Genomic DNA, 19498 nt, shown 5'->3' with positions numbered 1-19498 from the left:
GCGGCTCGCACAATTTGCGGGAAGTGCGTTGTAATCTCTTTGACGCTTCATGGACCGATCCTCGGAAATACGACCTTTATCCGCAACCCAGGTCTGGAGTTCTCTACCAGGATCCCGGCGCCATGGAGGTCAGCGACGGCTTTTACCAGGCTGAGACCAAGCCCGCTGCCTTTGGATGTACGGCTTTTTTCCAGCCTGTAGAGACGGCGAAAGATGTTGTCGTGCTCTTGTTCGGGAATGCCGGCGCCATTGTCTTCGACGCTTGTTGTTATCGTTTCAGCATTTGCTTCACTCCGGACCAAGATATCGGTCCCGGCCGGACAATGGCGAATGGCGTTCTCGATGAGGTTGGCATACATCTGCGTCAGGAGTTCCCGATCGCCCAAAATAGCTTGGTTGGGGTGGTCAAGGCTGGTTTTAAGCCGTTGACCATTGTCCTCGGCGACGCTGAAATAGACGTCATTGAGCGATTGCAGGATATCGCCGAGGTCGACCTTAGCGAATCTGGATTTTCGGGCTCCCGCTTCGATCTGCGCAATCCGCAACAACGCCTCGAAAGTTTCATTGATGCGGTCGGCCTCCGAGCTCGCGGCCTCGAGTTCCCGAACGACGGCCAAACCAGTTTCCTGTTTCGCGAGCGCTTCATCGACGGTCATCTTGAGGCGGTTGAGCGGGGATTTCAGGTCATGGGCTATATCGGTGCTGACTTGCCGCATCCCGTCGACAGTCGCCGCGAGGCGCGCAAGGGCGTCGTTGATGTCATGCGACAGCAGATCGACGTCATCGCCGCGTCCGACGATCGGGACGCGCGCATCCAGGTTTCCACGCGCCACATGTTCCATCGTGCTTCGAACGGCGCCAAAACGCCTTTGCACGCGCAGCGCAATCAATCCGCCGCCGAAAATTGCAAGCAGCAGGACAATGATCGAAGCCCAGCCGAAGCTTTGCAGCATGATCGCTTCAATGTTTTTGGTTTCCCTCTGACTGAGGCCGACGGTCAGGCGATTTCCATCGACGGTGCCAGAAAAAATCCGGTATTGCTGGTGACCGGGCAATTGAATCTTATCGCCGCCGACGTCGCTCCAGCCGTCCGGAAATCGGAGGTCGGGCATATTGCCGGCAAGAATCTTTCCTGAGGGATCGATGAGCGAAAAGACGCGCTGGCCGTCGCCGCTTGCCCTGGTGTAGGTCTCAACCGTATCCAGCAGGTCCTGGATGTCCTGATCGCCGTAGGCTGCGGCCATCACGGCAAAGGTCTCTTGGATCGTCTGGTCCTGACGTTGTTGGAGTTCCCATTTGACAAGCTGATAGACGATCACGCCAGTCAATAGGAATGCACTGATGAACATCAGCGAAAAGATCAACGCCAGACGAAACGATGTGCTGCGCAGTATGCTATCGCGGCGCATGCAACGAATAACCGGTGTTTCTGATCGTATGAAGGAGCGGTACGTCGAACGGTTTGTCGATCTTGCCGCGCAGCCTGCTGATGTGCGTTTCGACCACGCTGGTCTTCGGGTCGAAATGGAAATCCCATACGCGTTCGAGAAGCATCGTCCGGGTGAGGACCCGGCCTTCGTTGCGGGCGAGTACCTCGAGAAGCGTGAATTCCCGCGGCTGCAGTTCGATCTCGACCCCCGCCCTAGTGACGCGGCGTTTCATCATGTCCATCGTCAGGTCGGCCACCTGCAGCACGGTTTTCTCGGAAACGGCGGGCGGGCGCCGGGCAAGTGCGTTGACACGCGCCAGGAGTTCGGAAAATGCGAAGGGTTTGACAAGGTAGTCGTCAGCTCCCGCCTCGAGACCTTCCACCCGGTCGTCGATGCCTGCAATCGCGGTTAGAAAAAGCGCAGGCGTCTTGACGCCGGCGGCACGCATCGAGCGCATGATCGACAGGCCGTCGAGACTGGGCAACATCCGGTCGATGATAAAGATGTCATAGGTTTCGCGAATGGCGTGGAAAAGTCCGTCCTGTCCGTCCGAGAGCATGTCGCACACGTGGCCTGCTTCCCGCAGGCCACGTGAGACAAATTCCCCAATTTTGATGTCGTCCTCTATGAGCAGTATGCGCATGAAACGATCTGTTCCTATTCCGGCAATGACGCGGTTTTGAAGCGAGTTGATCCGCCGTGTGTCGACGTCTCCTTGCGACTGACGGCTGCGAAGATATCGATTACTGCAAACTCATTTCACCAACCTGAAGCAAATCAGGTCATATCTCCCGGGAACCCTTGAGTTCCGCCTCCAGAGGTTCCTGAACCGCAGGTCTTTGAGCAATGGTCATGTAGATCACCAGACAAATGATCACGGCGAGGAAAAGCAGGCTGGTGACGGTCGTACCAAAACCCAGGCCGCCATATTCCTGCGGCTGCGACAGAAGATCGCCAAACGAGGCGCCGAGCGGCCGCGTCAGGATATAGGCGAGCCAGAATGCCAGAACGGCGTTCAGTTTGAAGACGTAATAGGCAATCGCAATCGCGGCGATGATGCCTCCAAAGAGAATGCCGGTTGTGAGATAGCCGAGGGCGAAGACTTCCGCCACCAGATCGCCCACCGCCGTCCCGAGAGCGAAGGTGAACAGGATGGCCAGCCAATAGAAGGCTTCGCGGCGAGTCGTGAAGATGGAGTGGATGGATAATGTTCTCTCGACTGCGTACCAGACCGCAAAGGTCACGGCGAGAGTGATCGTGAATGCGATGGCTGTGGTCTGAAGCGCGACCCCGAAATTGTCGACGAGATTGTCGGAAACGAGCGTGCCGACAATGCTGATGAGCACGACGGCTGCCCAGTAGAAGGGTGGAACATAGCGCTTTTGGGCAAACTGGAGCACCAGGGCGATAATCAGCACTGCAGTCATCAGCAGGGAGGTGACGGTCAGGCCGAGACCGAGATTAACCGCAAGATAATCGGCGGCCGTCTCACCCATGGTCACGGCCATCAGCTTGATCAGCCAGAAATTGATGGTGACCTCGGGAACCCGGTTCTGTGGAACCGGCGACGTGAGAGTATGTGACATGGGATTTCTCCAGATCGTTGGCGTTTATTTGCCCATGATCTTCATGGCGTCGGCCAGGAACTTGTCGGAGCGAGTGTCGTCGTCGGCATTGCAGCGCTCGATGGCCTTGGCTTCGAGGTCGTTGACCTTTGCCATGTCGGCATCGCTAAGCTCGGCCGTTGCCTTGGCTGCGCGCATGTTTTTCAACATGTCTTCGCAGGGCGCGGCAGCGGCGTGTGCTTGGGATGCGACGAAGCCGAGGCTCGCAATGGCGGTGAGAATGGTGGCGGCGACAATCTTTTTCATGGAAGATTCCTTTGCTCTCGTGGGCGACGGGCCCGAATTGATCGACCGGGGAAATGTTCTCCGCCGGTGAGCAAGCGATCTAGCGCAGCGCCTCTACAGCGGCCTTGCCGCAAGGATACGGTTTCGTAAGGTGGGCGCGCTCGCCGGTCATTTCGGTCTCGCCAAATGGCCGCTGCCCGCGAGGTTACATATCCGTATGTTTCAGGAAATCTCGCTGCAAAATTGCGTGTTTACGTTGAATTTGTCGCCTCTCAAGGCGCGCATGCCCATTTGAGGTCAAGGCGATGCCGTTTCGGCTCTGCCGTTCTGGCGCCGGTGAGATACCTGATGAAACAACCAACTCGAACAGGATCAAGAAGATGAAAAGATCAGTCATCATCGCAGCGACAATATTTGCGATCGCTTCGTCGACGGGGGCCTTTGCAAAGGCAATTACCGATACGATCCAGAGCGTCGATAGAAAAGGCGACTCGATTACGCTGATGGGCGGAAAGGTCTTCAGGCTGCCGGAGAGGATTGAAGTGGAACGCTTCAAGGCCGGCGAGAAGGTCAGGGTCAAGTATTCCACGACAAAGGCCGGCAAAACTACGGTATCAAGCGTCCGACCCGTTATGTAGGACATATGCCGTGTGGTCGCGCGCACGACCTCTTAACTCGAACAGGGTCTAGGGGCCGTGTTTTCCCACCCGACACGAGAGGCCATTCTTCAGCTCGACGGCGATCTCAGCACTGGACTTCCAGCCTCGTCGCTACGAGCTGCGAATAATTCGTTCCCATCGGGTCGTTGAAGAACATGCTGGTGAGTGTGGCCTGGTTCTGCGCGATGATCTCGTTCGGATTGGGCCGCGCCACCTTGTGCTTGCAGCGGGCAAATGCCTCGCCGGAGGTGGCCATGTCGCTGTCGGCGGCGAAATCGACTGCGGTATAAAGCGTCGTGTCGTAAATCCCGAAAATCGTGGTTCCCTTGAGTAGCGTCTTCTGCTGCGGCCTCAACGAGAAGGTCAGTACCAGAACGTTGTCCTTATAGTCCGCCTGTATCGCCTCCGGTTTCGCCATGGCGACCGCTTTGCCGTTGCTGGTGACGTTTGTGTAGTAGTTGTACTGCGCAAGCGAATTCCTGACCGTCTTGCCCACGGCTTTCAGCTCGCTTGGATCCAGCGTCATGTTGCCGTTCTTGTCGAAATCCAACAGCACCGACGAGGAGAAGACCTCGTCGAAACGCCAGACATTGCGAAGCTCGGCAATCGAGCCGTCCGGTGCCGCGACCACCTCGAACTTGGCGTCGATGAATATATGCGGGTGGGCAAAAGCCGAGACCGGCAAGAGCGACAGCATCGCGAGCGGCAAAATCGTTCGTCGTTTCATTCAGGCGCTGTCCATGATCCATCTGGGGTCGAGTGCCGAGGCCTGAACTTCAATTGAGACTGATTTGAGACCCTGAAGGTTGCGATCGCGGTGGCTGATGTGGGGCGAAGTCGAACCAAGATCGCTGCCGTCAGGCGTTCGTGGCCGAAATCCCGTCGACAAGGATCAAATTTCGCTCCAGGGCCTGGTTTTGCACCGCCAGAGCGGCATATTCGGATGAGCTATACCATCGGCGTGCGGTCTCGACGTCGGGAAATTCGACGATGATGATGGTTCGCGGTTTCCAGCTACCTTCCAAAGTATCGACGTCGCCGCCGCGCGCGAGATATCTTCCGCCATACTGCGCGATCGAAGCGGCTGCCTTCGTTCTGTACGTCTGAAATGCATCGGCGTCGCGTGGGGTCACCTCTGAAACAAGATAAGCAGCCATTGAAATTCTCTCACTGATTGGATGCATGACCGAGGCTGGAATAATCCACCCTACCGACTGTTCCATCTAAAGGCGGCAACAAAGCCCGAGATCAGCACCAGCAGCAAAAGCAGGTGGAATACGCGGTCTGCCGTCGTTTGCGGGCCGATGCCGATGGCGATGGTGAAGGCGCCGACAAGCGTTGCGAAAAGGGCAAAACTCTGGACCACAAGCGCCACGGAGCGGGTCCATTCCGGTTGGAGGAGGCAGGCGAATATTCCGCAAACCAGAACCGCCGCGATCAACCCTTCGGCTGCCGCGGCCCGTGTGTGCGCATAGTAGCCGCCAAGGAGCACGCCGGAGTGGACGAGCGAGGCGGCGGCAAAGAGCGTGACTTCGAAAATGAGAAGAGGTTTTGCCCAAGAATTCATGATCCGGATCCATCATTGCCGGTTGCGCAGAGATGGTATCGAACAAGAGCCTGAAACGATGCGCTTGGTTGCCTGTATTTGCCCATTTGTTTGCATCGCTCAAAAATGCAGCCGGACTTTGTCGGATTGCTCTAGCGACGTGATACGTGCGACGCATGCAAACTCGATCAAGCCAGGGTTAGTCGAAACCTTGGTTTTCGATGCGGTTCACATTATCGCGACTGCGTAGATAGACCCGCGGTTTTCTTGATTCAAATCATGTCTGCGCTAAAATTAGTAAGTCTCATGCATTTCCTTTCATTGCCCTGCCAGAGGCTCCTCCGGCGGGGCGCTTTTTGGCAATGGCGACCGATAAGGGGATATGATGATCCGCAGCATGGTGTCGGCAGGTGAGATCCCGCTGCAGAATGACGATATCGAAATCTGCCAGCGCGTGTTCGACCAGATCTGCGTTGAGAAGGGGATCAAGGATGAAGATCGGTGCGAAGAGCTTGCCGCATCCATCATCGAGTTCTATCAACACGGCGTGAAAAACGAGGCGAGTTTGAAGCGGTTGTTTTCATAGCCGCCGATCGACTGTCTTTCCGCCGATCAACCCGGAAGGCGACGGTGGATTGCCTACGAGCGTAATAGGCCTATCGTCATGTCATGGAACACAGCGAAATCTTTCAACGCCTCGGCGTGGCGCTGGCGATTGGCCTGCTTGTCGGCGTCGAGCGGGGCTGGCAGGAGCGTGATGTTCGCGCCGGTGGCAGAACTGCGGGCATCCGCACATTCGGCCTCACCGGTTTTCTCGGCGGAATAGCCGGCATATTGCAGTCCATGACCGGCCCATTGCTGCCGGGGACCATCGCCGTCTTGCTCGGCCTCATCTATATCGCTGGCAAGTGGCAGGAAACGAAAGGGGATGAGGATTACAGCATCACCTCGGTCGTTGCCGCTCTCGTCGTTTTCGCATTGGGGGTTCTGGCTGCTGTCGGCGACATTGTAACGGCTGCAGCCGGCGGCGTCGTAACGACGGCAATTCTTGCCGCGCGTCACAGCCTGCATGGCTTTCTTAAAGGGCTGAGCTGGCCGGAACTGCGTTCGGCACTGGTGTTGCTGGCCATGACCGTGGTTGCGCTGCCGTTGCTGCCGGACAGGGCGCTTGATCCCTGGGGAGCACTCAACCCTTTCTCTCTATGGCTGCTGACCATCACCATCGCCGCTCTTTCTTTTGCCGGTTACGCTGCCATCAAGCTGACGGGCACGAGACGCGGCGTGTTGCTCGCCGGCGCCGCGGGAGGGCTGGTCTCCTCGACGGCACTGACGCTTTCCTTTGCTCGTCATTCTAAGGAGGCCCCGCAGGGCTCCGCAGATCTGGCAGCCGGAGCGGCCATCGCCGGCGCCTTGTCCTTCGCCCGCGTTTTGGTCATCGGCAGCGCCCTTTCCTTCAACCTGCTTGTGCCGCTGGCATCCGGCCTGGTACCGGCGATCATAGGCTTCCTGATTGCCGGCTTCCTACGGGTCTGGCGTTCCAGCGCTGCAACGGATGTGCCGGAAATTACGCTGAAGAACCCATTTGAATTGCGCATGGTGTTTTCATTCGCCGTATTGCTCGGGCTGATCAGCCTGATATCGAAAATGACGATCGCCTATATCGGCACATCGGCACTTTTCATCGTGGCGGTAATCTCCGGACTGGTGGATGTCGACGCCATCACGCTTTCGACAGCGCGGCTCGCGGGCTCGGCGATCGATGTCAACACAGCAACCGCCGTCATCCTCATTGCTGTCGTCGTCAATGTGGTGACAAAGGCGGTCCTCGCTTTCACGGCCGGCACGCGTGACTATGGCATGGCGCTCGCGCAAGCGTCGGCTATCGCGATCGTCACGGGAGGTGTCGCCTATTTCGCGCTGCGCAGCTTCATGCCGGAGTGATGCGATCGGGCAGGCCCGGCTGCGGTGGGAATCGTCATCCCTTGCGCACCGCTTTGCAGATTGGCATTTTGGTGGTGTTGCCTAATAGGTGTGGCTATGGCCGATGATTATGAGGCTGCCCTGGTGCGGATAACCGGTCGGGTACAGGGCGTCAGTTTTCGTGTTTGGACCCGCAACGAGGCGTCAAGGCTCGGTTTGGCGGGCTGGGTCCGCAACGAAGCGGATGGGTCTGTCCTCGCTTTGATTGCCGGGCCCAATACCGCGATTTCGACCATGATCGAGCGTTTCTGGCATGGTCCTCCTGGCGCATCGGTTTCCAGCGTGGAGAAAAAACCGGCCGCGCTCACGCAGACGCCGACACGCTTTCGCATTACCGGCTGACTAGGCCAATGTGACACAGCGAGCCTTTCGAGCCGCGCCATCGTCGAGGGAGAAGACAAGTTGAGGCCGGGTTTCTGGCGTGGGCGATCCCGTCTTACAACTGCTTGACCCTCGTGCTCGTCATTGGCAGCTCGAACATCGCGCCGCCCTGTACGAGCCCCGCCTGTGTTTCGATCGTCTGCCAGAGCGCAAGGATGCGCTCCATCTGCTTTATGAGCGGCGACTTGTAGAGACCCTTGGAGAGGAAGAATCCTACCAAATGCGAGCTTCTGAAGGCGTTATATTCAGCTCTGTTGCGAGTTATCCGCCGATCGCCAGAGATCACAATCCACCGGCCCTCGGCGCTAAGCTCCCCGATCCATTGCACGTCCTTCACGCCAGGTCCGAACCGCTCCCGAACGTGGATGATTTCGTGTTTTCCAGAAAACAATGCGTGTAGGGAGCGGGCAAGCGCGGGCGGAAGGTTTTCGTCTATCAAAACCTTCACGCAGCTCTCTTCAATCCGTCTTCAAACTGCACCGCGTCGCGAACCACGCTCACTGGCACTTCGAATATTCGCGCAACATCCTCGACCGATCCCTCTGCCTCCACGGCATCGGCGAGGGCAACAGTCGGAACACCAGATTGTGAGGCAACCGGCTGACCGAACGCGCGACCGGGATCGATCACGATCGACTGCTTGCCGTTGAACGGACGCCACCGAGCAACCGCATCGTCCTCGATGTCGAGTTCTTTAAACGTGCGCTCAACGACCTGCTGGAACACGTACTGTCGGCGTTTTAGATCGAGGAGCTTCGGCTCTGCGGATCGCTCGATGCTCTGTAGGAAGATCGTGCGGCCGTCGGTCTGAAAGCGACGCGTGGAGAACGGTCGCTCGTCGTTCGCACATGTGCGCGCAAAGTCGAGGCAGTTGCGTATCGCCAATAGGCCGACGCCAGCATCTAAGAATTCCTTGACGAACCGAAGCTCGATTAGATCGCGGAAGCCGATTTCCAGATGCTCCTCGATCTCGGTATGCTGGGTTGTCCAGAGCGGCGGGATGTGGTGCTCTTTGCCTGAGCGCCGGAAGGTGTAGCCGCGAAGCCAGCGGTTCACATTGAGAGCCGACGTTTTCAAAAGCCGAGCGGCCTCCGGCGCGGTGTAAGAACCTACGCCGATCGCATCAACAGTCGATGAGTGTCCTTGCGTCGAAACCATATCAGGCAACCTACTGATATCCACACCGCCCGCAAGATGGAAATAGTCCAAGTACGAAAGGATTATCTTGAAACTTTGTGGGAGACGCGACCGTGAGCCGTCGACGCATTCCGAAACGGAGACCCGTGGGCCTAATTTCGCTCCTTCGGGTTCGCGGCTTCCAACGCCAGATCCCTTTTCGCGGGAGCGACATGAAATTCAAACAACAACGCCACTTTACAGTGGATCTGGTTATAGCCTTGATTTTCTTGAGGAAAATTGGAGCGGGCGAAGGGATTCGAACCCTCGACCCCAACCTTGGCAAGGTTGTGCTCTACCCCTGAGCTACACCCGCTCATATCCGCAGCCGTCCGGGGTAGTGTGTTGGACCGCTGGGCGTCGTCTTGCGGCGACGGGCGCTATATGGCCTAACCATTTTTCAAATGCAACAGGGAAATGACGAGGTCGCGAAGAAAAATCTGTATTTTTTGCCTTGTCCGCCGGAAAGCCCGAGAACGCTTGGCTTTGTCGTCTGGAAGATTGCAAAGGATTTGCGAGCGACGTATCAGGGGCGGGTCATTTTTATTGCGAGATGCCCATGACCGACAACAGCCCGAAAACCCGCGACGATCTTTTCCGTTTCCTGGATGGCCTCGGCATTACCCATAGCACCAAGGATCATCCGCCGGTGTTCACGGTTGCCGAATCGGTGTCGCTGCGCGACGAAATCCCCGGCGGGCATACGAAGAACCTGTTCGTGAAGGACAAGAAGGACAATTTCTTCCTGCTGACGGTCGAGGAGAATGCGAATGTCGATTTAAAGACGGTGCACACGCTGATCGGCGCGGCCAGCAAAGTCTCCTTCGGCAAACCGGAAAAGCTGTTAGAATATCTGGGCGTCATTCCCGGCGCGGTAACGGCGTTCGGCGCGATCAACGATACGGGTAAGAATGTCACCTTCGTTCTCGATGCCGGATTGATGGAGCATGACATCGTCAATTGCCATCCGTTGTCGAACGATGCGACGACCTCGATTGCCAGCGGCGATCTCCTGCGCTTCATGGAAGCGACGGGTCATACGCCGCTAGTCTTGAAAGTGACGGGCTGACGTACGATTTTAGCGCTACGATTAGAGCGAGACGGCCTATTTCGAATGTCCTGTCGCTCACGCAATTTCATTGGGCGTGATTTTATCCGAAAGCTTCTTCTTTCCTTTTGGAATCATGCTTTAAAAGGTCCAGGATGCCGGCAGGCGGGAGACACTCATGAGCGGTTCAAACAATCCTTATAACGCTTCGTTCGGTGGCCAGATGTCGGGCTCGGCATCCTACGGTGCCGCACCTGTCGCACCCGGCGGCGCTTCGCCCATCAAGGACACGACGACGGCGAATTTCGCGCGGGACGTTATAGAGGAATCGCGCAACCAGCCGGTGCTGGTGGATTTCTGGGCGCCCTGGTGCGGACCGTGCAAGCAGCTCACGCCGGTTCTGGAAAAGGTCGTCAACGAGGGCAAGGGCCGCGTCAAGCTGGTCAAGATGAATATCGACGACCATCCGGCCATTCCCGGCCAGCTCGGTATCCAGTCGATTCCGGCGGTCATCGCCTTCGTCAACGGCCGTCCGGCCGACGGTTTCATGGGCGCAGTCCCCGAAAGCCAGGTTCGCCAGTTCATCGATCGCCTCGGCGGCCCGGCTGACGGCGCCGGCGATCAGGCGGCGGAGATCGAAGCTATTCTGGAAGAGGCGGCCGGTCTTCTCGCCGGCGGCGATGTCAATGGCGCCGCCGAGCTGTTCGGTGCGGTGCTGCAGGCCGATCCGGAAAATGCCAAGGCGCTTGCCGGCATGGCCGAGTGCATGATCGCGGCCGGTCAGAACCAGAGGGCGCGCGAAGCGTTGACCGATCTGCCGGAAACGCTGGCCAATGATGCCGGCATTCAGGCCGTAGTGAAGAAGCTCGACCAGATCGAGGAAGCCCGCAAGCTCGGCGATCCCATGGCGCTTGAACAGGAATTGGCGCTCAATCCCGACAATCACGAGCAGCGTGTCAAACTCGCCAAGATCCGCAATGTCGAGGGCAAGCGCGATGAGGCGGCCGAGCATCTGCTGACGATCATGCGCCGCGACCGCGCCTTCGACGACGATGGCGCGCGCCGCCAGTTGCTGCAGTTCTTCGAGGTTTGGGGTCCGAAGGACCCGGCGACCATTGCCGCGCGCCGCAAGCTTTCGTCGATCCTGTTTTCATAGGACGCCGCGTGTTCGCACGACGTTTCATCCGGACCGCAACGGTTGTCTCGGCTGAGCAGGAAAGCGGAATGCTTCGGCGTTTTGCCCGGAAATCCTCTTGTGTTTTCGGGAGAGGGGGGCACATTGTCCTGTGGCGTGGCGTATGACGGAACAAAGTCCGTTGGGTATCGTTCTTGCGCATCTCGGAAACGAGCGGCGCAGTGATGTAACGGGACGAAAATCATGCAAGTCGGCAATGCCAGATATTTGAAGCCAAGCGATCTGCCGGAATCGGTGGTGGTCTTTCCCCTCTCCGGTGCCCTGCTTCTGCCGACCGGACAATTGCCGCTCAATATCTTCGAGCCGCGTTATCTTTCGATGTTCGATGCTGCGATCGCCGGCAACCGGCTGGTCGGCGTCGTGCAGCCGGCGCTCGGCGAGCCGGCGGAAACGCCGCATCTTTCGCATGTCGGCTGCCTTGGGCGCATTACCTCATTCGCGGAGACGGGCGATGGCCGCTATATCGTCTCGCTGACAGGCATCTGCCGCTTCCGGCTGATGGATGAGATCACCGGCCACCAGCCCTACCGCACGTTCCGTATCACGCCCTTCATTTCCGACCTCAAGTCGCGGGACGAGGAAGATACGGTCGATCGCTCGGCTCTGCTTTCGGCCTTCCGGGCTTATCTCGATGCCAACAAGCTGGAGGCGGATTGGGAGAGCGTGGAGCGCGCCAGCAATATGACGCTGGTGAATTCGCTGGCGATGATGGCGCCCTTCGACCCTGCCGAGAAGCAGGCGCTTCTGGAGGCGCCCGACCTGAAGACGCGGGCGGAAACCTTCATCGCCATCATCGAAATCGTCCTTGCTCGTTTCGGCGATACCGATTCGGTGATGCAGTAGGGGTTTGCGATGGACATCACCGTCAGCAAGGTCGACCCGAAACTGCTCGATCTCCTCGTCTGCCCCCTCACCAAGGGACGGCTGAGCTACGATCGCGACAAGAACGAGCTGGTGTCGGAAAAGGCCCGGCTCGCCTATCCCATCCGCGACGGCATTCCGATCATGCTGATCTCGGAGGCGCGGCGTATCGAGGATTGAGGGGGCGTTACCGGCAAAGGCAAACAGAACTCAGATCGCTTCGCCCGCCAGCAGCCGCGGATTGTCTCTGGCAGCCGTGCCGGCGGCCTGGCCGATGAAGAAGGATTTGAGTTTCGGCAGCCGGTCGACGAGGCCGAGGCCGAAATCGCGGGCGACGCGCAGCGGCATGATATCGTTGGAAAACAGCCGGTTCAGCACGTCGGTGGTCACCCCCATGCGGAAAGTGTCGAAGCGCCGCCAGGTCTGGTAACGCTCGAGAATATTGATCGAGCCGATATCGAGGCCAAGGCGGTCCGCTTCGACCACGGTTTCCGCCAATGCCGCAACGTCTTTGAAGCCGAGATTGAGGCCCTGACCGGAGATCGGGTGGATGCCGTGGGCGGCGTCACCGGCGAGCGCAAAACGCGGCGCGACGAAATCTCGGGCAAGTGTCAGGCCAAGCGGGAAGGCGCGGCGCTCGCCGACCGTGTGCAGCGCGCCGAGCTTGTGGCCGAAACGGCGCTCCAACTCCTCTTCGAACACCAGATCGTCGGCGGCGACCAGCCGGTCGGCGTCGGACGTGCGCTCGGTCCAGACGAGCGAGGCGCGATTGTTCTTCAGTGGCAGGATGGCGAAGGGGCCGGAAGGCAGGAAATGCTCCTCGGCGCAGCCATTGTGCGGCCGCTCGTGCTCGACGGTCACGACGATGCCGGACTGGCCGTAGTCCCAGCTCACCGTCTTGATTCCAGCCATGTCGCGGAGTTTGGAGCGCACGCCGTCGCAGGCGACCAAAAGCTTTGCTTCCAGGGCGCTGCCGTCCGAGAGCGTCAGGGTAACGTTGGTATCCCCGGTCTTGAAGTCCGTTGCGCTGACGCCGTGGCGAATCGAAATGCCCAAGCGTTCGCAGGCGCCGCGCAGCGCGCCGACCATGGTGAGGTTCGGGACCATGTGGGCGAAGGGCTGACCTTCCGCCACTTCCCCGTCGAAGGTGAGAAACACCGGCCGCACGGGATCGCCCGTGCGCGAATCGGTGACGATCATGCGGGTGATCGGTTCCGCTTCCGGCTTGATCTCATCCCAGATGCCGAAGACCTCCAGCATCTTCGAAGCGGCGGCGATGATCGCGGAAGCGCGTGTGTCTTTTTTCCAGGCAGTTTCCGGGGCGGCCTCTATGACCACGACGTCAAGATGAGGCGCTGCCTGCTTGACGGCGACCGCGGCGGCGAGACCCACATAACCGCCACCCACTACCAGCATGTCCAACATAGCGCTTCCTCGTGTCCTACTGTCATTTCCTGTTCTATATAGAGCATCCCATTCGTGGTTCCTACCGTTGGAGTTCAATCAAATGTCGCGCGAGAACGAGAGACAGACCGCCATGCAAGTCGTACTCGCGACGCTCGATCTCGAAACAATCGAGATGAACCTTTTTCGCGGCAACAGTCCGCAGGTCGGCTGGCAGCGCGTTTTCGGCGGGCAGGTTATCGGTCAAGCCTTGATGGCGGCGCAGCGGACGGTGGCGGACGAGCGTTTCGTACACTCGCTGCATGCCTATTTCATGCTGCCCGGCGATCCCGCCGTGCCGATCCTCTACCAAGTCGATCGCCTGCGGGACGGCTCGAGCTTCAATACGCGCCGCGTGCTGGCGATCCAGCACGGCAAGGCGATCTTCGCGATGACGGTTTCCTTCCAGATCGACGAGCCTGGTTTTGAGCATCAAAGCGAGATGCCGCAGGTGCCGGCTCCGGAAGAGCTGATGGACGAAGAGCAGATCAAGGAACGCTATATCGCCAACGCGCCTGAGAATGTGCGCCGCTATTGGGAGCGGAAGCGGGCGATCGAAATCCGGCCGGTGTCGCTTGATCATTATTTTTCCCGTTCGCAGCCCAGCCAGCGGCAGGATATTTGGGTTCGCTTAACCGGCCCGGTGCCGGATGACCGGCTTTATCAGAATGCCGTGCTTGCCTATCTCTCGGATATGACGCTCATCGACGCGGCGCTGCATGCACATGGCACGTCGGTTTTCGATCAGGGCCTGCAGGTCGCAAGCCTCGATCATGCCATGTGGTTCCACCGGCCGTTCAAGCTTGATGATTGGCTGCTTTACACCCAAGACAGCCCGAGCGCTTCGGGCGCCCGTGGCTTGGCCCGCGGTAGCCTTTTCACGCGATCCGGTGTCCTGATTGCGTCGGTGGCGCAGGAGGGTTTGATTCGCAAAAAGGCAAATGATTAAACCGTGTGCAATTTTGTAAATTTGCATATTATTTGAGCGCAAGCGCCGCCGCGATCTGCCGCTTTATTAGGTGTTTTCAGAAAAGCCGTTAAATTTCAATTAGTTATAACAGTGTCACGAATCTGGCACGTCCTTTGAATGTGTACCCTCAGTCGCTGCTGAAACAGTCGTCAGCGGCAAGGAGATCGGCTTCGCGCCGAGGGTAAACAAAGGATGGGAAACCAGATGAAAATTGTGATGGCCATTATCAAGCCGTTCAAGCTCGATGAGGTCCGTGAGGCCCTGACGGCTGTCGGCATCCAGGGCCTGACCGTGACCGAAGTGAAGGGTTACGGACGTCAGAAGGGGCACACCGAAATCTATCGCGGCACGGAATATGCCGTCAGCTTCCTGCCGAAGCTGAAGATCGAAGTCGCGGTCGCAACCGAAATCGTCGACAAGGCCGTCGAAGCCATCGCCGGGTCCGCCAAGACCGGACAGATCGGCGACGGCAAGATTTTTGTCTACTCGATTGACCATGCCGTGCGCATCCGTACGGGCGAAACCGATTCAGAAGCGCTGTAAGAGACGGCCGATCAGGGAGTTATTTGCAATGACATCTACAAAGCTTTCCTCCACTCTGGCTCGGGTAGGTGCGCTTTCTGCGGCCCTGCTCGCGCCGGCGGTTGCCTTTGCGCAGCAAGCCGCGACGACCGCAGCCCCGGCCGCCGCTGCCGCAGCACCGGCAATGACCATGGACAAGGGTGACAACACCTGGATGCTGGTTTCCACGGTTCTCGTTCTCCTGATGACCATTCCGGGCCTTGCGCTGTTCTATGGCGGTCTGGTGCGCGCCAAGAACATGCTGTCCGTCCTGATGCAGGTCTTCATGATCACCGCGATGGTCATGATCATCTGGTGCGTCTACGGCTACTCGCTCGCCTTTACCGACGGCGGTTCGTTGAACAGCTTCATCGGCGGCTTCTCCAAGGCTTTCCTTGCCGGCGTCAGCACCGATCCGAAGGATCTCGTCGAAACCTTCACCAAGGGCGTCGGCATTCCTGAGCTCACCTATGTCTGCTTCCAGATGACCTTCGCCTGCATCACGCCGGCCCTGATCGTCGGCGCCTTTGCCGAGCGCATCAAGTTCTCGGCTGTCATGCTCTTCGTCTTCCTCTGGGTCACCGTCATCTACTTCCCGATCGCCCACATGGTCTGGTTCTGGGGCGGTCCGAGCTCCTACTCGGCTCCGTCGGGCATGGTCTTCGGCTTCGGCGCGATCGATTTCGCAGGCGGCACGGTCGTTCACATCAATGCCGGTATTGCCGGTCTGGTCGGCGCGATCATGCTCGGCAAGCGCACCGGCTACAAGAAGGAGATCATGGCTCCGCATTCGATGACGCTCACCATGGTCGGCGCTTCGCTGCTGTGGGTCGGCTGGTTCGGCTTCAACGCCGGTTCCAATCTCGAAGCCAACAGCTATGCATCGCTTGCGATGATCAACACCTTCGTCGCCACCGCTGCCGCCGCTCTTTCGTGGTGCGTCGTTGAAACCTTCACCCGCGGCAAGGCTTCGATGCTCGGTGCAGCTTCGGGCGCCGTCGCCGGCCTCGTCGCGGTCACGCCGGCTGCCGGCTTTGCCGGTCCGATGGGTTCCATCGTCCTCGGCCTGCTGGTTTCGCCGATCTGCTACTTCTTCGTCGATGTCGTGAAGAACAAGTTCAACTACGACGACAGCCTTGACGTCTTCGGCGTCCACTGCGTTGGTGGTATCTTCGGTGCCATCATGACCGGCATCCTGGTTAACCCGGCGCTCGGCGGTGCAGGCATCGTCGACTATTCGACGGCCGACTTCGCAGCCTCCTATCCGGGCACTGCAACCCAGGTGCTTGCTCAGTTGAAGGGCGTTCTCACTACGCTGATCTGGTCGGGCATCGGTTCGGCGATCCTTTACAAGATCGTCGACCTGATCGTCGGCCTGCGCGTGTCGCCGGAAGCCGAGCGCGAAGGTCTCGACCTCGCCTCCCACGGCGAAGCCGCTTACCACAATTCCTAATCTGCAGCTTGCGGCGCCGGGGCAAAGTTTTCGGCGCCGCGCAACATCCCGTCGCGGCCCATTCATCAGAAATGAGCCGCTCTTGACCCGGACCTTGGTTCGGGCTTTTTTTGTTGGTGCGACTGCTCGCCACGCACCCATATTTCACTGATTCGCCCGCCGCACCCGCATGGTTAACATGGCATTAACCCTCCTCTGATTAGGTAGAGCTGACGTACTCTGTGAGTGGCCATGAGGCCGATTCGCGCGGCTTTCGACAACGAACGGGCTGGATAATATGGGCAGAAGCAATTCGGCAGCGTTGGGCGGTCCTTCCGGCCGTCTCTCGCTTTCGGGAGTGGTTTGGCGACAGGTGAGGGGCCTCGGCGGCTTCGCGCTGCTGTTCCTGCTGGCGCTTGCCGTTGCGGCACTGGCGACATGGAACGTCATGGACCCCAGCTATTCCTATGCAACGAGCAACACGCCGACGAACATACTGGGCTTTCCGGGCGCTGCCTTTGCCGACATTCTGATGCAAGCGCTCGGTCTTGCCTCCGTCGTCGCGCTGCTGCCGGTCGTTGCCTGGGCTTTCGCGTTGATTTCCAATCGCAGAATTCATCGCGTGCCGGCTCGCCTCGGCGCCTGGGTTGGCGGGGCGATCGTCGCCGCCGGTTCCATCGCCTGTTTCCCCGCGCCTCCGACCTGGCCGATCCCGAACGGTATCGGCGGCGTCATCGGCGACATCGTCCTGCGCTTCCCCGCTCTTTTCATCGGCACCTATCCGAGCGGCGTCTTTGCTACGGTGTTCGGCTCCATTCTCGCGATTCCGGCGGCTTGGCTCATGCTGTTTGCTGCCGGCGTTCTCGGCCGCAGCCTGCCGGAAGACGAGGAGGAGGAAGAGGAATACGAAAACACGCCGAGCCGCGCGCGCAATGTCGGTGATGATGACGAGGATGACGATCGCGGCGGCTTCCTCGCCTTCGGCGCCCTCATGCACTCATGGTACAATACGCAGGCGCGTCTTCGCCGGCTGTTCGGCATGGGTCCACGCAAGCGCCGGGACCACGCCTTCGATGCGCCTTACGACTTCAACGATGACGAATTCGGCACGTTGAACGAGCCGGCGCGCGCCAAGGCGCCTGTCGTCCGCGGCGAACGCGTCGAGCCGTCGATGAACGGTCCAGCGCGCCGCGTCGTTTCTCCGCCGTCGATGAGCATCGACGATGACGAGGATGAGGACGAGGATCAATCCTATGAGCGCGAGTTGCCGCGTCCGGCCGGCATTTTGCCGGATGATGAAGAGGACGAATGGGCGCTGGGTGCCGCTTCGCCGAAAGTTCCCGGCGGCCATGCCGGCCACCGCGTCGTTCCTGCTGCCGCCCGACCGAAGCCCGGTATCCGCGCCGAGCGCGAGGCACAGACCTCCTTCATCCGTCCCTATGGTTTCCAGCTTCCGGCCGTGCATCTGCTTGCCGAGCCGAAGACCATCGTGCGGGACGCAACGCTCTCTTCCGATGCGCTGGAGCAGAATGCCCGTATGCTCGAGGGCGTGCTCGAGGACTTCGGCGTCAAGGGTGAGATCATCCATGTCCGTCCCGGCCCTGTCGTGACGCTTTACGAGCTCGAGCCTGCGCCGGGCATCAAGTCTTCGCGCGTCATCGGTCTTGCCGACGATATCGCCCGTTCGATGAGCGCGATCGCCGCCCGCGTCGCCGTCGTTCCCGGTCGCAATGCCATCGGTATCGAATTGCCGAACTCCACCCGCGAGACCGTCTACCTCCGCGAGCTCATCGCCAGCCGCGATTTCGAAAGCTCGAAGGCCAAGCTTGCCATGGCGCTCGGCAAGACGATCGGCGGTGAGCCCGTCATCGCCGATCTCGCCAAGATGCCGCATCTGCTGGTCGCCGGTACCACCGGCTCGGGTAAATCCGTCGCCATCAACACCATGATCCTGTCGCTGCTCTATCGTATGACGCCGGAGCAATGCCGCCTGATCATGATCGATCCGAAGATGCTCGAACTCTCCGTCTATGACGGCATTCCGCATTTGCTCTCGCCAGTGGTCACCGATCCGAAGAAGGCTGTGGTCGCGCTCAAATGGACCGTCCGCGAGATGGAAGAGCGCTACAAGAAGATGTCGAAGATCGGCGTGCGCAATATCGACGGCTTCAACACCCGCGTCGAGCAGGCCGTTGCCAAGGGTGAGGCGATCAGCCGGACCGTGCAGACCGGCTTTGACCGCCAGACCGGCGAGGCGATCTACGAGACCGAGGAATTCGATCTGAAGCCGATGCCATACATCGTCGTCATCATCGACGAGATGGCCGACCTGATGATGGTCGCCGGCAAGGATATTGAAGGCGCCGTGCAGCGCCTGGCACAGATGGCGCGCGCGGCCGGCATCCATGTCATCATGGCGACGCAGCGCCCGTCCGTCGACGTCATCACCGGAACGATCAAGGCGAACTTCCCGACCCGCATCTCCTTCCAGGTAACCTCGAAGATCGACAGCCGTACGATCCTTGGCGAGCAGGGCGCCGAACAGCTTCTCGGCATGGGCGACATGCTCTATATGGCCGGCGGCGGGCGCATCCAGCGCGTCCACGGCCCGTTCGTCGCTGACGGCGAGGTGGAAGATATCGTCTCCTACTTGAAAACGCAGGGTTCTCCCCAATATCTCGATGCGATCACTGCCGACGACGATGACGACGACGATGGTCACGGTCCGGCAGGTACGGCCAACCTTTCCGACTCGGAGGATCCCTATGACCAGGCCGTGGCGATCGTGGTGCGCGACGGCAAGGCATCGACCTCCTACATCCAGCGCCGCCTCGGCATCGGCTATAACCGTGCCGCTTCGCTGATCGAGCGGATGGAGCAGGAAGGCCTGATCGGCCCGGCCAACCACGCCGGCAAGCGCGAGATTCTCGTGCCGACCGAAGCGGATGTTCTCGATCGCTAAGGGA

The 19498-nt window shown here is 59.3% G+C and carries 22 protein-coding genes and 1 tRNA gene; 12 read left to right on the top strand and 11 right to left on the bottom strand.

All coding sequences use genetic code 11. The features are described 5' to 3' along the window. Positions 1 to 47: 47 nt before the first annotated feature. The 4 genes from K290_RS0107870 to K290_RS0107855 all read right to left on the bottom strand — a co-directional run bounded on the left by K290_RS0107870 (position 48) and on the right by K290_RS0107855 (position 3301). The gene (locus K290_RS0107870; protein WP_028751395.1) at positions 48 to 1409 is read right to left on the bottom strand and encodes a sensor histidine kinase; all 1362 of its coding nucleotides are present in this window, start codon (positions 1407 to 1409) and stop codon (positions 48 to 50) included. Continuing rightward, positions 1396 to 2073: a winged helix-turn-helix domain-containing protein gene (locus K290_RS0107865; protein ID WP_028751394.1), complete on the bottom strand. Its 678-nt coding sequence runs from the start codon at positions 2071 to 2073 to the stop codon at positions 1396 to 1398. The genes K290_RS0107870 and K290_RS0107865 overlap by 14 nt, the downstream gene beginning before the upstream one ends. Positions 2074 to 2212: 139 nt before the next feature. After that, complete coding sequence (locus tag K290_RS33915) at positions 2213 to 3016, bottom strand: COG4705 family protein (protein WP_037135103.1); 804 nt, start codon at positions 3014 to 3016, stop codon at positions 2213 to 2215. A 24-nt stretch (positions 3017 to 3040) separates the two neighbouring features. Next, the gene (locus K290_RS0107855) at positions 3041 to 3301 is read right to left on the bottom strand and encodes a hypothetical protein (RefSeq protein ID WP_028751393.1); all 261 of its coding nucleotides are present in this window, start codon (positions 3299 to 3301) and stop codon (positions 3041 to 3043) included. A gap of 284 nt (positions 3302 to 3585) precedes the next feature. Between K290_RS0107855 and K290_RS38930 the strand changes: the two genes are divergently transcribed. Continuing rightward, on the top strand, positions 3586 to 3918 hold the full coding sequence (locus K290_RS38930) for a DUF1344 domain-containing protein (RefSeq protein ID WP_081670243.1): 333 nt from the start codon (positions 3586 to 3588) through the stop codon (positions 3916 to 3918). 106 nt (positions 3919 to 4024) lie between these two features. On the opposite strand, the gene K290_RS0107845 is transcribed toward K290_RS38930, so the two are convergent. The 3 genes from K290_RS0107845 to K290_RS0107835 all read right to left on the bottom strand — a co-directional run bounded on the left by K290_RS0107845 (position 4025) and on the right by K290_RS0107835 (position 5506). Then, a complete protein-coding gene (locus K290_RS0107845; protein ID WP_028751391.1) occupies positions 4025 to 4666 on the bottom strand; it encodes a DUF1007 family protein in 642 nt (213 codons plus the stop codon). Between the two features lie 130 nt (positions 4667 to 4796). Further along, positions 4797 to 5096: a DUF1330 domain-containing protein gene (locus tag K290_RS0107840; RefSeq protein WP_028751390.1), complete on the bottom strand. Its 300-nt coding sequence runs from the start codon at positions 5094 to 5096 to the stop codon at positions 4797 to 4799. Between the two features lie 50 nt (positions 5097 to 5146). Further along, complete coding sequence (locus K290_RS0107835; RefSeq protein ID WP_028751389.1) at positions 5147 to 5506, bottom strand: hypothetical protein; 360 nt, start codon at positions 5504 to 5506, stop codon at positions 5147 to 5149. A gap of 364 nt (positions 5507 to 5870) precedes the next feature. Here K290_RS0107835 and K290_RS0107830 point away from each other — a divergent pair, with 364 nt between their 5' ends. From K290_RS0107830 to K290_RS0107820, 3 genes are all read left to right on the top strand, one after another. Then, on the top strand, positions 5871 to 6071 hold the full coding sequence (locus K290_RS0107830) for a hypothetical protein (protein WP_028751388.1): 201 nt from the start codon (positions 5871 to 5873) through the stop codon (positions 6069 to 6071). Positions 6072 to 6154: 83 nt separating this feature from the next. Then, positions 6155 to 7426, top strand: coding sequence for an MgtC/SapB family protein (locus K290_RS0107825; protein ID WP_028751387.1), 1272 nt, complete (start codon positions 6155 to 6157; stop codon positions 7424 to 7426). Between the two features lie 96 nt (positions 7427 to 7522). Then, positions 7523 to 7807 carry an acylphosphatase gene (locus tag K290_RS0107820; RefSeq protein ID WP_028751386.1) on the top strand — a complete coding sequence of 95 codons (285 nt, stop codon included), beginning with the start codon at positions 7523 to 7525 and terminating at the stop codon, positions 7805 to 7807. A 94-nt stretch (positions 7808 to 7901) separates the two neighbouring features. Here the strand turns inward: K290_RS0107820 and K290_RS0107815 are convergent, their stop codons facing one another. From K290_RS0107815 to K290_RS0107805, 3 genes are all read right to left on the bottom strand, one after another. Continuing rightward, positions 7902 to 8294: a DUF5615 family PIN-like protein gene (locus K290_RS0107815; RefSeq protein ID WP_028751385.1), complete on the bottom strand. Its 393-nt coding sequence runs from the start codon at positions 8292 to 8294 to the stop codon at positions 7902 to 7904. Continuing rightward, positions 8291 to 9055, bottom strand: a complete 765-nt coding sequence (locus K290_RS0107810; protein WP_245276501.1) for a hypothetical protein — start codon at positions 9053 to 9055, stop codon at positions 8291 to 8293. Before K290_RS0107810 ends, K290_RS0107815 begins: the two co-directional genes overlap by 4 nt. A 208-nt stretch (positions 9056 to 9263) precedes the next feature. Next, positions 9264 to 9338 (bottom strand) — tRNA-Gly (locus K290_RS0107805). Between the two features lie 243 nt (positions 9339 to 9581). Here K290_RS0107805 and K290_RS0107800 point away from each other — a divergent pair. The 4 genes from K290_RS0107800 to K290_RS0107785 all read left to right on the top strand — a co-directional run bounded on the left by K290_RS0107800 (position 9582) and on the right by K290_RS0107785 (position 12306). After that, entirely contained in the window at positions 9582 to 10091 is a 510-nt protein-coding gene (locus K290_RS0107800; protein ID WP_081670241.1) for a prolyl-tRNA synthetase associated domain-containing protein, read from the top strand. A 157-nt stretch (positions 10092 to 10248) separates the two neighbouring features. Further along, positions 10249 to 11226, top strand: coding sequence for a thioredoxin (gene trxA, locus K290_RS0107795; RefSeq protein ID WP_028751382.1), 978 nt, complete (start codon positions 10249 to 10251; stop codon positions 11224 to 11226). A gap of 222 nt (positions 11227 to 11448) precedes the next feature. After that, the gene (locus K290_RS0107790; protein ID WP_028751381.1) at positions 11449 to 12108 is read left to right on the top strand and encodes an LON peptidase substrate-binding domain-containing protein; all 660 of its coding nucleotides are present in this window, start codon (positions 11449 to 11451) and stop codon (positions 12106 to 12108) included. Between the two features lie 9 nt (positions 12109 to 12117). Further along, positions 12118 to 12306, top strand: a complete 189-nt coding sequence (locus K290_RS0107785; RefSeq protein ID WP_028751380.1) for a Trm112 family protein — start codon at positions 12118 to 12120, stop codon at positions 12304 to 12306. Positions 12307 to 12336: 30 nt separating this feature from the next. Here K290_RS0107785 and K290_RS0107780 read toward each other — a convergent pair whose 3' ends face one another. Next, positions 12337 to 13551, bottom strand: coding sequence for a ubiquinone biosynthesis hydroxylase (locus K290_RS0107780; protein WP_028751379.1), 1215 nt, complete (start codon positions 13549 to 13551; stop codon positions 12337 to 12339). 82 nt (positions 13552 to 13633) lie between these two features. Here K290_RS0107780 and tesB point away from each other — a divergent pair, with 82 nt between their 5' ends. From tesB to K290_RS0107760, 4 genes are all read left to right on the top strand, one after another. Next, entirely contained in the window at positions 13634 to 14518 is an 885-nt protein-coding gene (tesB, locus tag K290_RS0107775; protein WP_028751378.1) for an acyl-CoA thioesterase II, read from the top strand. A gap of 213 nt (positions 14519 to 14731) precedes the next feature. Further along, positions 14732 to 15082 (top strand): P-II family nitrogen regulator, encoded by a 351-nt coding sequence (locus K290_RS0107770; protein ID WP_028751377.1) that lies wholly within the window; start codon positions 14732 to 14734, stop codon positions 15080 to 15082. A gap of 28 nt (positions 15083 to 15110) precedes the next feature. Further along, on the top strand, positions 15111 to 16553 hold the full coding sequence (locus K290_RS0107765; RefSeq protein WP_028751376.1) for an ammonium transporter: 1443 nt from the start codon (positions 15111 to 15113) through the stop codon (positions 16551 to 16553). 277 nt (positions 16554 to 16830) lie between these two features. After that, positions 16831 to 19494 carry an FtsK/SpoIIIE family DNA translocase gene (locus K290_RS0107760; protein ID WP_028751375.1) on the top strand — a complete coding sequence of 888 codons (2664 nt, stop codon included), beginning with the start codon at positions 16831 to 16833 and terminating at the stop codon, positions 19492 to 19494. Positions 19495 to 19498 lie beyond the last annotated feature (4 nt).

It is taken from the genome of Rhizobium leucaenae USDA 9039 (assembly GCF_000426285.1).
Classification (GTDB): Bacteria; Pseudomonadota; Alphaproteobacteria; order Rhizobiales; family Rhizobiaceae; genus Rhizobium; species Rhizobium leucaenae.
This window is presented reverse-complemented; position numbering and strand designations above follow the sequence as displayed.

Bases quoted from the DNA above. Each gene is read 5' to 3' on its own strand.
- K290_RS0107840 (WP_028751390.1), bottom strand. From the start codon at position 5,096: ATGGCTGCTTATCTTGTTTCAGAGGTGACCCCACGCGACGCCGATGCA.
- K290_RS0107765 (WP_028751376.1), top strand. From the start codon at position 15,111: ATGACATCTACAAAGCTTTCCTCCACTCTGGCTCGGGTAGGTGCGCTT.
- K290_RS0107770 (WP_028751377.1), top strand. From the start codon at position 14,732: ATGGGAAACCAGATGAAAATTGTGATGGCCATTATCAAGCCGTTCAAG.
- K290_RS0107845 (WP_028751391.1), bottom strand. From the start codon at position 4,666: ATGAAACGACGAACGATTTTGCCGCTCGCGATGCTGTCGCTCTTGCCG.
- K290_RS0107865 (WP_028751394.1), bottom strand. From the start codon at position 2,073: ATGCGCATACTGCTCATAGAGGACGACATCAAAATTGGGGAATTTGTC.
- K290_RS0107820 (WP_028751386.1), top strand. From the start codon at position 7,523: ATGGCCGATGATTATGAGGCTGCCCTGGTGCGGATAACCGGTCGGGTA.
- K290_RS0107830 (WP_028751388.1), top strand. From the start codon at position 5,871: ATGATCCGCAGCATGGTGTCGGCAGGTGAGATCCCGCTGCAGAATGAC.
- K290_RS0107855 (WP_028751393.1), bottom strand. From the start codon at position 3,301: ATGAAAAAGATTGTCGCCGCCACCATTCTCACCGCCATTGCGAGCCTC.
- K290_RS0107760 (WP_028751375.1), top strand. From the start codon at position 16,831: ATGGGCAGAAGCAATTCGGCAGCGTTGGGCGGTCCTTCCGGCCGTCTC.
- K290_RS33915 (WP_037135103.1), bottom strand. From the start codon at position 3,016: ATGTCACATACTCTCACGTCGCCGGTTCCACAGAACCGGGTTCCCGAG.
- trxA (WP_028751382.1), top strand. From the start codon at position 10,249: ATGAGCGGTTCAAACAATCCTTATAACGCTTCGTTCGGTGGCCAGATG.
- tesB (WP_028751378.1), top strand. From the start codon at position 13,634: ATGTCGCGCGAGAACGAGAGACAGACCGCCATGCAAGTCGTACTCGCG.
- K290_RS0107835 (WP_028751389.1), bottom strand. From the start codon at position 5,506: ATGAATTCTTGGGCAAAACCTCTTCTCATTTTCGAAGTCACGCTCTTT.
- K290_RS0107825 (WP_028751387.1), top strand. From the start codon at position 6,155: ATGGAACACAGCGAAATCTTTCAACGCCTCGGCGTGGCGCTGGCGATT.
- K290_RS38930 (WP_081670243.1), top strand. From the start codon at position 3,586: ATGCCGTTTCGGCTCTGCCGTTCTGGCGCCGGTGAGATACCTGATGAA.
- K290_RS0107780 (WP_028751379.1), bottom strand. From the start codon at position 13,551: ATGTTGGACATGCTGGTAGTGGGTGGCGGTTATGTGGGTCTCGCCGCC.
- K290_RS0107800 (WP_081670241.1), top strand. From the start codon at position 9,582: ATGACCGACAACAGCCCGAAAACCCGCGACGATCTTTTCCGTTTCCTG.
- K290_RS0107790 (WP_028751381.1), top strand. From the start codon at position 11,449: ATGCAAGTCGGCAATGCCAGATATTTGAAGCCAAGCGATCTGCCGGAA.
- K290_RS0107870 (WP_028751395.1), bottom strand. From the start codon at position 1,409: ATGCGCCGCGATAGCATACTGCGCAGCACATCGTTTCGTCTGGCGTTG.
- K290_RS0107785 (WP_028751380.1), top strand. From the start codon at position 12,118: ATGGACATCACCGTCAGCAAGGTCGACCCGAAACTGCTCGATCTCCTC.